This window comes from Hymenobacter sp. HD11105, assembly GCF_054051685.1.
The window spans coordinates 66,659-80,169 of sequence record NZ_JBSWBR010000003.1 but is presented as its reverse complement, the minus strand read 5'-3'; the positions used below and the strand labels follow the sequence as shown (position 1 = coordinate 80,169).

The 13,511-nt window shown below is 51.2% G+C and carries 9 protein-coding genes; 4 read left to right on the top strand and 5 right to left on the bottom strand.

Translation table 11 applies throughout. The annotated features are described in order from the left end of the window. Window positions 1-34 precede the first annotated feature (34 nt). The gene (gene pseB, locus ACW9KT_RS11085) at window positions 35-1,054 is read right to left on the bottom strand and encodes a UDP-N-acetylglucosamine 4,6-dehydratase (inverting) (RefSeq protein WP_457080311.1); all 1,020 of its coding nucleotides are present in this window, start codon (window positions 1,052-1,054) and stop codon (window positions 35-37) included. Window positions 1,055-1,275: 221 nt separating this feature from the next. Here pseB and ACW9KT_RS11080 point away from each other — a divergent pair, with 221 nt between their 5' ends. After that, entirely contained in the window at window positions 1,276-3,153 is a 1,878-nt protein-coding gene (locus tag ACW9KT_RS11080) for a hypothetical protein (RefSeq protein ID WP_457080309.1), read from the top strand. A 2-nt stretch (window positions 3,154-3,155) separates the two neighbouring features. Here ACW9KT_RS11080 and ACW9KT_RS11075 read toward each other — a convergent pair whose 3' ends face one another. After that, entirely contained in the window at window positions 3,156-4,463 is a 1,308-nt protein-coding gene (locus tag ACW9KT_RS11075) for a glycosyltransferase family 4 protein (RefSeq protein ID WP_457080307.1), read from the bottom strand. A 165-nt stretch (window positions 4,464-4,628) separates the two neighbouring features. Between ACW9KT_RS11075 and ffh the strand changes: the two genes are divergently transcribed. Continuing rightward, window positions 4,629-5,978, top strand: coding sequence for a signal recognition particle protein (gene ffh, locus ACW9KT_RS11070; protein ID WP_457080305.1), 1,350 nt, complete (start codon window positions 4,629-4,631; stop codon window positions 5,976-5,978). A 60-nt stretch (window positions 5,979-6,038) separates the two neighbouring features. On the opposite strand, the gene ACW9KT_RS11065 is transcribed toward ffh, so the two are convergent. The 3 genes from ACW9KT_RS11065 to ACW9KT_RS11055 all read right to left on the bottom strand — a co-directional run bounded on the left by ACW9KT_RS11065 (window position 6,039) and on the right by ACW9KT_RS11055 (window position 11,836). Further along, a complete protein-coding gene (locus ACW9KT_RS11065) occupies window positions 6,039-6,515 on the bottom strand; it encodes a nucleoside deaminase (RefSeq protein WP_457080303.1) in 477 nt (158 codons plus the stop codon). A gap of 242 nt (window positions 6,516-6,757) precedes the next feature. Continuing rightward, complete coding sequence (locus ACW9KT_RS11060) at window positions 6,758-10,912, bottom strand: Ig-like domain-containing protein (RefSeq protein ID WP_457080301.1); 4,155 nt, start codon at window positions 10,910-10,912, stop codon at window positions 6,758-6,760. 537 nt (window positions 10,913-11,449) lie between these two features. Beyond that, window positions 11,450-11,836: a hypothetical protein gene (locus ACW9KT_RS11055; protein ID WP_457080299.1), complete on the bottom strand. Its 387-nt coding sequence runs from the start codon at window positions 11,834-11,836 to the stop codon at window positions 11,450-11,452. Between the two features lie 233 nt (window positions 11,837-12,069). Between ACW9KT_RS11055 and ACW9KT_RS11050 the strand changes: the two genes are divergently transcribed. Both ACW9KT_RS11050 and ACW9KT_RS11045 read left to right on the top strand, forming a co-directional pair. Continuing rightward, a complete protein-coding gene (locus tag ACW9KT_RS11050) occupies window positions 12,070-12,423 on the top strand; it encodes a hypothetical protein (RefSeq protein WP_457080297.1) in 354 nt (117 codons plus the stop codon). 327 nt (window positions 12,424-12,750) lie between these two features. Then, window positions 12,751-13,500 (top strand): class I SAM-dependent methyltransferase, encoded by a 750-nt coding sequence (locus ACW9KT_RS11045; RefSeq protein WP_457080295.1) that lies wholly within the window; start codon window positions 12,751-12,753, stop codon window positions 13,498-13,500. Window positions 13,501-13,511: the final 11 nt, after the last annotated feature.

The window sequence follows — 13,511 nt, the reverse complement described above, 5'->3', positions numbered from 1 at the left end:
AGAGCAGCCTTTTTAGTTGAGCATGGAGAGTAGGTTAAACTGAAAATTCTGGGTCTACGTGCAAGCGAATTTCCTCCCGAATCTGCTCGGCATTCAGCCAATGGTCGTTGTTAGCAGAGTCATAATAAAAGCCGTCCGGCACGCGGCGGCCGTTGAAACGACGGATAAACTCCTCGACATCCCACTGCGGCGTGTAAGGTAGAATGACGTAGTACCGATCCAGTTCCACCGTACTCAAGGCGTCGGTTTCGGTAATCATTGCCTCGTGCAGCTTCTCACCGGGACGAATGCCCACGATTTCGTGCTTGCAGTCGGGACCAATGGCTTCGGCAACCTCCGTTATTTTATAGCTCGGGATTTTAGGTACGAAAATCTCGCCGCCCCAAGAGTTTTCTAGTGCGTACAGCACCAAATCCACGCCTTCCTCCAAAGAGATGTTGAAGCGAGTCATATCGGGGTGGGTGATGGGCAATATCCCGGTTTGACGCTGCTGCAGAAAAAACGGCACCACGGAGCCCCTCGAGCCGATTACGTTGCCGTAGCGCACCACGGAGAAGCGCAGATCACGCTTGCCTTTCATGTTGTTGGCGGCCACAAATAGCTTATCCGAGCAAAGCTTGGTGGCGCCATACAAATTGATGGGCGCAGCGGCTTTATCAGTGCTCAGGGCAACCACTTCCTTTACGCCACAGTCGAGGGCAGCATTAATGACGTTCTCGGCCCCAAAGATGTTGGTTTTAATGCACTCCATCGGGTTGTACTCGGCGGCGGGCACCTGCTTGAGGGCGGCGGCGTGCACAATGACGTCGATGCCTTCGCAGGCCCGCTTGAGCCGCTCGCCATCGCGCACATCTCCAATGAAATAGCGAATAGCTGGATAATTGGCGTGCGAAAATGTCTGCGACATTTCGTACTGCTTCAGCTCGTCGCGGGAGTAAATCACCAGGCGCTTCACCTGCGGATATTTCTCGAATACCGTGCGCACGAATTGCTTGCCGAAGGAGCCGGTACCGCCGGTAACCAGAATGGATTTATTGTTTAAATCGAGTGCCATAGAAAGACAAAAGGAAACCAGCGACCCGGAAAAAGCGCTGGGGGGCAAAAGTAGGCATTCCGCGCCGGGGTTGCGTACTTTTGCTCTGTTGTTGGTGATTGGTTAGGCAGAGCACAAAGAAGCAACTCGTGTGGCAGTGTCTGATTACTAATTCCGCATCAGCAGGCGAGCTGCTTCGCTGTGCTCGGCTTAACCATATTTACATACTACAGCCTCTCTTTATGCCTGAACCCATCAAGCTTATTATCTGGGACCTAGATGATACTTTTTGGCGCGGCACGCTCTCCGAGGGCGCTATAGAAGCCGTGGCCGATAATTTAGAGCTCGTGCGGGCTACGGCGGCTCGCGGCATTGTGCACACCATTGTTTCCAAAAATGACTTCGCGGCGGCCGAGGCCAAACTCACTGAGCTAGGAATACGCGACCTATTTGTGTTTCCGCAGATAAGCTGGCAGCCTAAAGGACCAATTATTAAAGAGTTGCTGAGCCAAATGCAGCTCCGTGCGCCAAATGCTTTGTTTCTGGATGATAACCCCATCAATCGGGCCGAGGCGCAGTTCTATAATCCTCAACTGCAAGTAGCCGACCCTACTGAACTACCGAAATTTGCCCCCCAACTGCTCACCAGCGGCAAACCCGACCCCGGCCTGACCCGCTTGGAGCAGTACAAGCTGCTCGAACGCCAGCAACAGGCCCGTTCTGCCTACCAGGATAACCTGGCTTTTCTGCGGGATTCGCAGGTGCGCATTGAGTTCCGTGAGGGAGTTGAGCACGTGCTGCCCGACCTCACTCGCATCGAGGAGCTAATTAACCGCTCCAATCAGCTAAACTTCACCAAGCAGCGCGTGGCAAAAGAGGAGCTGGAAGCCAGTTTTGCCGATCCTGCCCTGCGCTGGGGTACCGTGCGGGTGCGCGACCGGTTTGGTGATTATGGCCTCGTGGGCGTGTACTGCCTGCATAGGCTAGAAAATCGGCTGGAGCAGCTCGTTTTCTCCTGCCGTATCCTGCATTTGGGCGTCGAGCAATTCACGTATGCCTGGCTAGGTTTTCCTGCTTTGGAAGTACAGGGCGAAGTAGCCACCGTGCTGAATGCTACGGAGAAACCCGATTGGATAACTATAGAAACGGAAGCAGCAGAAGCAGCAATTGTGGCTTCAGCACCCGGCGCTAATCACCAGTTTGAAAAAAATTGTCTTGGGGGGCAAATTCAAGCCAAAAATTCCTCCCAGTTGCGTGTATTGCTGAAAGGTGGCTGCGATTTAGGCCAACTGACGCCTTTCCTGCAGGCTTTTGCAATCGAGGTAAAAGAGGAATTTAACTACGTGAATGAGCAGCAGATTCCGGTTCATGTGGAGCACACGGCGCTGCTGCGTTTGGGTCGCGAATTGCCCCCCAGTGAGCATCAACGTCTAGCTCGTGCGCTGCCATTTCTGGGCGAAGAAGCCTTTGTCACTAGCCTGTGGGCGGCGAAGTTTGATGCCCTGGTTTACAGCCCGCTTATGGACTATACCCAGGAGCTTTACCGCGAGAAAGCCACGGGTATCGCTATTCCCTTCGGGGGCTACCAGAATATTGTGGCCGCAGACCCCGCAGCGCTGGCTAGCAAATATGCGCAGCGCCGCTTTCGCGGAATGGATGAAGCATTTCTGCGTCGATTCGGGACTGAATTTGAGTTTGGGGGGCAAATTCCGCCTGCTGATTTCCAAGCTAATTTGCGCTGGCTACGAAGTCAATTGCCGACTACTATTCCCATTTTCTTTCTTAACGGCGCCGAAATAGACGTGCCCGGCTCTGCTGAAATTGGCGCTGCCCAGCGCCACGCCCAGATGAATCAGGCCCTGGCCGAATTCGTGGCCACCGCCGAGAATTGTTATCTCATCGACGTGCGCGATTTTGTGTGCACGCCGGCCGACGTTACCAACAACCTTCGTCACTACCAGAGAGCCCACTATCGCACGCTCGCCCAGCGCCTAGCCGAGGCTATCGGCGCCTGGCACGGCCGCCAACTGCCACGCTCCACCTGGAGCGATTTGCGGGCTCAGGTAGCCAGCCGCTTGCCTAGTAAGCTGCGCAATGCCTGGGAGAAACTGCAGAAGTAGCCTTATTTAATCAGACCAGCCAGCCGCTGCGTAAGCGCCCGCCGGGAGTATTGCGCATGGTTGATGGCCGGCAAATCAAGATTAGAATTCACGCGCCAAGCCGCAAACAGGCTGTCCAGATGATCGAGCATGCCGCTGTACGTGTCGTAGGGGAGGGCCCGGCCGGCCCCGCACTCTTCCAGCAGGTTATCTGCATCGGAGCCGACGGGGCCAATACAGATAATGGGCTTATTAGCAGCCAAGTACTCAAAAACTTTGCCTGGCAGAATACCGAAATTGTGCGCCACATCTGGAATGGCCATGAGCAGGGCTGTAGAGCGCAACAAGTAGCTCACCGACTCGTCGTGCGGCACAAAGGGTACAAATTCCGTGTGCTTGCCCAATCCGACTTCCCGAATTTGCTCCTGCACACCCGCCGACACGGTGCCCACGAAGCGCAGCTTGAGCGGCACATCGGGGTGGCGCGTGGTGCAAGTAGCGCACGCCGCCAAAAACAGCTCGATGTGGTAGGTTTCGGAGATGGTACCCGTGTGTGTGATGAGCAGGCAGTCAGTGGGTGGAGCGGTGGGCTCCCGAAAATCGCTCTCGTCGTAGCCGTTAGGCAGCACGTGAAACTTGCTAGCTGCCAGGCGCGGCGATTTGCCCAAAAACAAGCGCTTAGTATCGGGGCTGGTCACTAGTACCTCGTCGGCTTGCTCCAGCACTTGGCGCTCGTACCAAGCGTCGAGCCAGCGGGCGGGCGGGGTGTGATTTAACTCCTTATAATAATAGATATCCGTCCAAGGATCGCGCATATCGGCTATCCAGCGCAGGCCGTAACGTTTTTTTAGCTCCAGACCAATAAGCTGCGTAGAGTGGGGCGGACTGCTGGTCAGCACCGCGTCGAAGGTTTGACCCTGGGCCATTAACTCGGCGCACTGACGCAGCACATGCTGATTCCAGCCCCGGCGCGGATCAGGAATAAATATATTGCCCCGCACAAATTTGAAAAGCCGTTGCTGAAAGCTGCTTTTGCTTTCGTTAGCAAAGCCGCCATGCGGAATCTGTTTGCGGCCGGTGAGCTTTTTATAAGAATCAAACGGCTCACTCGTGTTTGTCCGAAGCACGCGCACGCTAACGGGTACTTCCGCTGCCAACGACTCATCGAGCACCGGATATGCTGCCTGCGAGGCGTCCACGGTAATCACCGTCGGCTCAACCCCATACGCGGGCAGATGCTTCACAAATTTCAAGCTCCGCTGTACGCCTGCGCCGCCCGAAGGTGGCCAGTAATAGGTAATGACAAGCAGACGCAGAGGCTTGGGGAACATTTTTAAGGCAGGTTTGATACACGAAGGTACACAGCCGTGGGCTTTCAGGGTTTTTTGGGTTAATTTTGGGGAAGCGAACCTTCCACCATTACCTGTTGTGCTGCTTGCAGCCTCCTGGCAAGCAAGGCCAGCACAGTCGCACCTCCTTAATTACCACATCAACCGATGTTCGATAATCTCTCTACCAAGCTCGACCGGGCTTTCAAAACCCTGAAAGGTCAGGGTAGCATCACTGAAATCAACGTCGCGGCCACCATCAAGGAAATCCGCCGGGCGCTGGTCGATGCCGACGTGAACTATAAGGTGGCCAAAGAAGTCACCGATAAGATCAAGGACGAGGCAATGGGCCGCGACGTGCTCACGTCGGTTTCGCCGGGCCAGCTCATGACCAAAATCGTCTACGATGAGTTAACCTTGCTCATGGGCGGCGAAAAGGAAGACGTAGTGCTCAAAGGCGACCCCGCCGTGATTCTGCTCTCGGGCCTGCAAGGTTCGGGCAAAACAACCTTTGCTGGTAAGCTCGCCACGTTCATTAAAAAGCAAAACCGCACCGTCCTGCTCGTTGCCTGCGACGTGTACCGCCCCGCTGCTATCGACCAGCTGAAAGTGCTGGGCGAGCAAGTAGGTGTGGAAGTGTACTCGGAGCCGGATAACAAGAATCCGGTCGAGATTTCGCAGAATGGCATTGCTTACGCCAAGAAAAACAATAAGAAAGTAGTCATCATCGACACCGCCGGCCGCCTGGCTGTGGATGAGCAGATGATGCGCGAAATCGAGCAGGTCAAAAAGGCTATTAACCCGTCCGAAACCTTGTTTGTGGTTGACTCCATGACGGGCCAAGATGCTGTGAACACGGCCAAAACCTTCAACGACCGCCTAAACTTCGACGGCGTGGTACTCACCAAGCTCGACGGCGACTCGCGCGGTGGTGCCGCACTTTCTATCCGGGCCGTCGTCGAGAAACCCATCAAATTCATCTCGACAGGGGAGAAGATGGAGGCGCTGGACATGTTCTATCCCGACCGGATGGCCCAGCGTATCCTAGGCATGGGCGACGTGATTTCGCTGGTAGAGCGCGCCCAGCAGCAGTTCGACGAGGACGAAGCCAAGCGCATTAACCAGAAGATTCGCAAAAACCAGTTCAACTTCGATGACTTCCTCTCCCAGCTAGAGCAAATCAAGAAGATGGGTAACCTGAAGGACTTGGTGGGCATGATTCCGGGCATGAGCAAAGCCATCAAAGACGTAGACATCGACGATGACGCCTTTAAGCCCATCGAGTCTATTATCAAAAGCATGACGCCTAAGGAGCGGGCCCAACCTGAGTTGCTGAACGGCTCGCGCCGTCGCCGCCTCGCCAAAGGCAGCGGTACTGACATTCAGCAAGTAAACAACCTGATGAAGCAGTTCGAGGACATGCGCAAGGTGATGCGCTCCATGAACAAAATGAGCAGCACCAAAGGCGGCATGCAGCAAATGGCCAAAATGATGGGCATGCGCGGCGGCATGAAATAGACGACATTAGTATCGTAAAAAAAGCCCCCCAGAAAAGTTCTGCGGGGCTTTTTTTACGCCTTAATATTCAGTGCGTGCTTCGTGTGCTGTCCAGGCTTTAAATCCTTCTTTAGCTTCATCCCCCAGAAATTCCTGCATCGGAATTTGCCTCTCACTCAGCGGCTTTTCAATTTCGTTGTAAATGAACTGGTCATCAAAGCCCACACTGGCAGCGTCCTGCTTAGTGTTGCCGTAGAATACGCGCCGCGGCCGGGACCAATAAATTGCCCCCAGGCACATCGGGCACGGCTCGCAGCTGGTGTACAAGTCACAATCTTGGAGCTGAAAAGTACCAAGGGCCGCGCAAGCTTTGCGTATGGCGTCTACTTCTGCGTGGCAGGTGGGGTCGTTGGTGCTGGTAACTTGGTTGAAGCCACGCGCTATTATCTGGCCATCTTTCACAATGACGGCTCCGAAAGGACCGCCGTGACCAGCCTGCATTTTTTCAATTGACAAGCGAATGGCTTCGCGCATAAACTCTTCGCGTGGAGCTTCCATAGTAATAGGAGTGAAGGGTAATGGAGTGAGATAGGAGTAAAAAATGCCCCCAGCAATGAAGTTACACCGTCTTGAGGAAATAGAAATGGTAAATGCCGAATGGTATTTATTGGCTTCAGATAAGAAGCTGATTGCCAAGCTCGAAATGAAATGCCTGAGGTAGAAGGAAAACATTGCTGCACAAAAAAAGCCCCCCAAGGATTTGGGGAGCTTTTTAATAGCCTCAGTTATTTATGAGAAAACTAGTTGCGTACCAGCGGCAAGGCTACGCTCACAGCCGCACCACGCACTCGCACAATGTAAGACCCATGAGGCAGGGCCTGTACTGGCAGCGCGTGCTCCCGCTGACCGGCTAGGGTGAACTGCTGCAAGCTGCGGCCCGTCAGGTCGAGCAACTGTACCTGATAGTCGCCGGCGGGTAGGCCTGTCAGGTCGAGAGTAGCACCGTTCTGGCTAGGATTAGGGTATACCGACACATCCACTTTGATAACATCAACGAATTTTACTGTCCGCACTGGGCTGAATGTTACTGTTCCATCGAAGTCCAATTGCTTTAGGCGGTAGTAAATCAGAGCACCAAAACGAGCAGCGCCAGCATCGGTGAAGCTGTATTTTGACTGCTGTGTGCTGGTGCCTTTACCCTGTACCGTTCCGATAGCGCTGAAAGTTAAGCCATCGAGTGAGCGCTCAACTACGAAGCGGTCATTGTTGAGCTCCGAAGCCGTAACCCAGCTAAGCTGAGCATCTTGACGTACGGCGGTGGCTTTAAAATCTTTCAACTCTACTGGCAGCGGCCGCACAATAGTAACGTCTTCAGCCGTGCTGCTGGCAGCTGCATAGTTACTGCCAGGTACCGTGCCTCCGCCGGCGAAGGTGTTTGTGGGTGACACGTTGCCCGTCAGCGTAGTGCGGGTAGGATCCAGGAAGCGAACAGTTGTAGAAGCTTGATAAGCCGTGTTATTGAGCGCAGTGCTGGCAATGGTAGCCCTAAAAGAAATTCTAAGTGTAGAGCCAGCTGGAATTGTCATACCACTGAATGTTGGTGTGGTTGTGCTACTAGTTGGGCCAGTGTAATCTGTATAGGGCGAAGAGGTGCCATCAGCTAGCGTTAGGATCACCGTGGGAGCTACCGTATTATCATATTGAAAGAGGTTAGCGGTTAGCGCGGTCTCTATGCTTACACCTGTTGCTGCCCCACCCGTGTTTGATACAACAAGTACATATGTAGCAGGATTTACCGCATTACCATTGCGCGTGACATTGGGAGTTGAGGTAGACAAACTAGCCGCCAGTGTAGGCAAGCAGGAGCCAGCACCACCAATTGTATTTGTTGTGGAGGGAACTGTAGATGATAAAGCAGTACCAATATTTCCAGCAGCGGCGCCAAAATTGGTTCTACTATTACCGTTACCATTATTTGTTGTTCCACTTACCCCACCAACAACAGAAGAAGCACCTGCTAGTGTGTTGTTAGCATAAACTACGCCGCCGCCGCCGCCGCCGCCAGGACCGTACGCAGTACCACCATTGACTTTATTAATATCACCTCCTGCTCCACCTGTTGCTAAAGCTGTGATGCCAGTGAGGCTATTGCCAGGAGTCACAAATAAAATTATGGTGCCACCGGCCCCGCCACCGCCGCCGCCTTGGTTTTGGTTAGCAGTAGCTGTATTAGCTGTAGGAGCGTCACCACCATCGGCTTGTACTATAGCCGTTCCTGATACTGAGCCTGTACGTAGAATGATGATGCCACCGCCAATACCGCCGCTGCTATTTAGGGAGTTATTGCCATTGGTAGAACCGGCCCCGCCGCCGCCACCCATAATGATTTTAGTAGTTGAGCTAGCAAATTGATAGCCACCTACTGCTTGGTTTCCGCTACTGCTAGATCCCTCACCAAAGCCACCGCGGCCCCCAGTGCTAGTATTGGCACCGCCGCCGCCGCCAGCATTGCCGCTGTTTCCGGTTGTAGCTGGAGTAGGGGTAAAATCCTGAGCGCCACCGCCAGCGTTAGCCGCCGCGCCGCGATTATTACTGCCTGTTGCATAACCATCAGCCGCTGCCGTACGATCTTCCACAGCTGTGCCATTATAGATGTAACGTGGAGTGCCTGCTATTCCTTCACCTTTAGATCCGTGGGCACCAGCCCCGTTTTGGTTTGCAGCTTCGGTAGCATAAACACTCTGGTTGTTAGAAGCTAACCCAGTGTATCTTACACCGCCTCCACCACGAAAGCCTCTAGCAGTCATATTCAGGCCGCCGCCATTGAATGTGGTTCTACCAGCTACATCTAATGCAAGAACGCCACCTGTCGCGCCATTCCAAGCTGCTCCAGATACATTACTCGTAACGGTAACAGAAGAATATTGAGGTACCCGTACGACTTGAAACTTATTAGTCGCGTTATTTATGTAACCACTAGGGTTTGCTAAGAACTTATTAAGCGTAATAGTGGAGCCGTTTAGACTCGTTACTGTTGCATATTCATACTGCCCAGCTGTAGCGCTAGTAACAGTACCATAACTTGCATCAGCAGCAGTTGTATTAATCACTGCGCCTTGCATTTGAATTATCATTATAAGATCGCCTACAGCCAAGGGAGCAGCACCAGCATTAGCGCCTGTGCGAGCAGTCCCTATCAAGACAGTGGACACCCCATTTGCAGTACCCACAGACACACCTGGAAAATAAGTATTGGGGGCAGATGTACTGGTTGAAGTAATAGCAGTGGAGGAACTAGTAAGCGTAATCGGTCCGTCCTTGCCCGGAGTAGCGCAAGCAGTAGCAATATTAGCCTCTCCTCTAATTGTAGTAACAATGGTAGCGGTATTATTGGCCGATACTGGATCAGGTATATTTGTAGCTACTGATGGATACTGGTAACTAGCCAGCCCACTGATCGAAGAAATACCGCTGCTGGGTACTAGCACCTCAACTGTGTTAGCTACAGAACCATCCTTGGCGAGCGTACTTTGATTAAACGTAACGAGACCCGTACCGGCATCGTACGTGCCGTTGTTGTTAGGGAAAGTAACGTTGCCGGCAACAAGGTTAGGAGTTAGTTGCAGTGTAGGAGTTACATTAACAGCAGTCTCTGTACCTATATTGGTCGTATTTACGGTATAGGTTATTCGTGAGCCAGGGTTAGTTGAGGTAGGTCCACTTATGCTAGTGGCAATATCGGCGCCTGTTACCACTATCGTAATATTGGCTGGGTTCGAGGTGTTCCGCACACTGGGGTCAAGCGAAATGTTGTCGGCTACAGTGTAAGGAATTGTGACGACGCCGGCAAAAGTACCACTAGGGGTAAATGTTACATTGCCCGCATTATCGACCGAAAATTCCCCCTGGTTTGGAACAGAAAAAGTAGTTTGGCGACCAGCAGTATTAGGGTCTAGATCGACCGTGGATGGCTCGATATCACTACCTGAAGGCACGTCGTTAGCTAGAATATTAAGCGAAACCGGTTTGTTGTATGGCGTACCGGCTAGGTCATCCAAAGCAAAAGGAGCCTGCACAATCTCCAGATTACGAATCTCGTGTATGTTGCTAAAGCCCCCGGTCGCAGCGGCAAAGCCCAAGCGCAGCCGAGCGGGGGGGGTATTAACTGGGAAACGGTTAATGACCGTTGTAACGACAGCCCCATGCTGAATGCGCACGGTAATTAAATATATTGTCGTTCCGCTGAGTCCAGTAGTAGGCTGCACATCAATATAAGCGCGGCGATAATCCGGATTAACCGTGGTTGCATTAGCGGCGAAGCGTTGGGCGCGTACCGATTCAACATCAAGGGTAAAGGGTAGCGTATTGGTGCCAGTCAGATAGGCGTAGCCATTGGCACCGTCACCGGCTCCCCGAATAGATACCGCCTGGGGCCGGAACCCTGGACCTCCCTCACGGCCCTCACTGTTAGCACTTGTGCCGTCATTTGGGTTAGAATAGTTACCGTATGCGTCGATGCCAATGCCGATATATCCTTTAGATACTCCATTTGTTACGGTAGTAGTCCCGTTAGCAGTAATTTTCCGCTGCGCGTACCCTAAAGAACCACCAAATGCGCCTATACGAAATTGACCCGATATAGTAGGATCAGTACCGGCGGCATCTACTAAAAACACGCTGAATCCGTCGGCTCCGGGATTGGAGGCTCCATAGGAGAAAAACTCAAACGAGATACTAAAGCCCTGTGGTGCAGGAAAGGAAGTCTTGTCAACTGCGAAACCAGACTGAAATAGCTCATCAGTCGTCAGGCGTAAGTAGCCATTGGTTCCCGTAGTGCTAGTAAGGGTCGCCGCCTTAGGATTGCCACCTAAGGTGAAGCCAGTGGTTGTGCTTGACGAAAAGCTTTCGCGACGCGGAAAGTCTTGCGCTCGCGCTTTCTGGCCAAGCGACAACATAAATAGCGATGCACCCGCTATTCGCAAAAGCTTTCGAACAGTATCCGACCTTTTGATAAGGGGGGTAAGAATTGTTTTCATGAACAATAAAGAATAGTGGAATTGATTTTATATTAGAGCAAATAAAGTTCCTAAATACACCCTTAAATTGCATTCTACTAAAGAAATGATGGATGTTTTTCCATGTTAATAAGGTGGTCATAGGATGATATAAAGGATTCTAAAGAAGTTTATACCTATAATATTTACCCTGCAGATTATGATTGATTTAATAATTCAATTTAAAATCTCTTTCACAATATTTTCATGAAGTGACTGAAATAAGGGGAATAACATTCCTTTTCTGGCCCGATCCTTGCTTTAAACACACCCGAAAGAATAGTTTTTTTAGGTGTTTTGGTTGTGGAAAGGGGCCTCGCTAAGCGGGGCCTTTTTTTTGTGCTTACAGTAACTGGAATCAATGTGCCCTAAGACACGAAAAAGCCCCCCAGAGAGTATCTGGGGGGCTTTTTTGGGATGATATTCAGCTCAATATTATCAATGCACGATTCTCAACTTGTATACAGGCTCAGCGCCGTGCTGACCAGGTTCAGCGAACGCACCTACCCGACTAGGCCCATAGCCGAGGTTAACTTTTACAAATTCGTTGTGCACGGGTAGCATCTTAATTATTTCGCGGCGGAGCAGGTCGAGGTCAGCTTCCATATTGTCGAGGCGCTGCTGAACCTCATCCATATGCTGATCGAAGCTGCCGGTGGGAGGGCGTTGTTCGAAGGTGCCGTCGGTGGGGGGTAAATTTGTGGTTGCTAAGGAGCGAGCTTCAATCTGAGCCTTCTCCAGTTCCTCCTCAGCCTCCAGGTAAGCTTTTACTTTCTCTTCGAGCGGAATAAGTGCTGGATTCAGGTAATCAAGGTTGCTGGCCATAACAAGAAAAAGGTGTGGTACGCTTTGTCCAACGCAAATACCCTGCGGAAGGATGCAGTCAAATGACCAGAATAAAAGGACGATATTGTTTATATAATGGATGCATATAGTGTCTAAAAATTTAATCTGCTGTAAATATTTTATCACTACTAGGTAATGATCTTAGCTTAAAAGGAAGTAACTGCCTATTTCTAGACATTGTTTTCTCAAAAATAAGATATCCTAACTTTCTAATGACACGTAAGAAAATAAAAGCGGTTGTGCTTTTATTTTTTGATGGTGTGATAATTAATGTTTTCTTTGCTCCACAAATTAAAATTATTCTTTCTTTTCAAATCCTCCTTAAAATGGCCACAGCAGATTTAAACAAACTACAGCAACTTCTCCAGGGCGCCGAAGACAATGAAATGGTGTTAGCTCAGGTTCGTAAGAATATGGAGAAGCTGACTGCACTAATTAGCGAGACCAACGCATTATTAGATCCATCTTACACTCCTGAGCGCAAAGAGCGTAAGCCACGCGCAGCTAATGCTTCAAGCACTGGTGGTCGTCGGGGACGGCCTCGTAAAGAGGCTACTGCTGAGTAATTACCTTGCAGCACATGCAATTATAAGCCCCGGCCTTTATCTAAGAGTCGGGGCTTCTTGTGTTCTTACGTGTACTAAATACTACTGGTAATACCTTTTCTTAAAATAATTTTAGCGTGCATTTTTTGGACAATGTCAATGTTGTTGCGTTACTGAATTTTACAAAAATCATAGTCGAACAAATTAGCTTACTGACTTTTGTAAATAAATCGATTGAAAACTGAGGCTACTGCTTAGTTGCGGTTGTCAGTAGCTGAACTACTAATTTCGCTTTCAATACTCAGCTAATTTAAATCTTGGCGCAACGATTCCGCGTATCTTCCTCTTATGACTTCTACCTCGTCTGCTCCCGATTTACTTGGCCGCGCATTAACTGCTTATTTACGCGGTGACAAAAAAGCAACGCTTACAGTACACACCAACGTAAGCGACGATGAGCCGCTGCCAGCTAGTTATTTTTTTCGCACGCTTTGGGAAATGCCGGAATTAGAACGCACTGCCCTAGACGAATGCCAAGGGCGAGTGTTGGATTTGGGAGCGGGTGCTGGCGCGCATGCATTGGAATTACAAAGTCGCGGCTTTTCAGTTCGTGCACTCGATGTGTCGGCGGGGGCTGTGCAGGTAATGCAGGAGCGTGGGGTGCATGAAGTGGCCCAACACAACATGTTTGACGCTTTGGCTCCTGGCGAGCATTACGATACTATTCTGATGCTAATGAATGGCTTAGGGCTAGTAGGTACTCTCGAAGGCTTAGCGCGCTTTCTAACTCATGCACGCAGCTTTTTGGCTCCTGGGGGGCAAATTTTAGCTACCTCCTCCGACATCGCTTATCTCTATGAAGATGAAGAAGGCGCCCTACTCATCGACCTGAACGGGCCATATTATGGTGAGGTAGAATACACTATGCTGTATGAAGGCGAAGCCGGTGAGCCATTTCCCTGGCTGTTTGTGGAAGCCAGTATCCTGCAGGACTACGCTGAGGAAGCGGGCTATGAGTTGGAAATAATTGGGGAAGATGACCAGCAACAGTACCTTGCCCGGCTTAAGCTCCGCGCCGGTGCGGAAGCCAGCGAATAAGTATAAAAGCT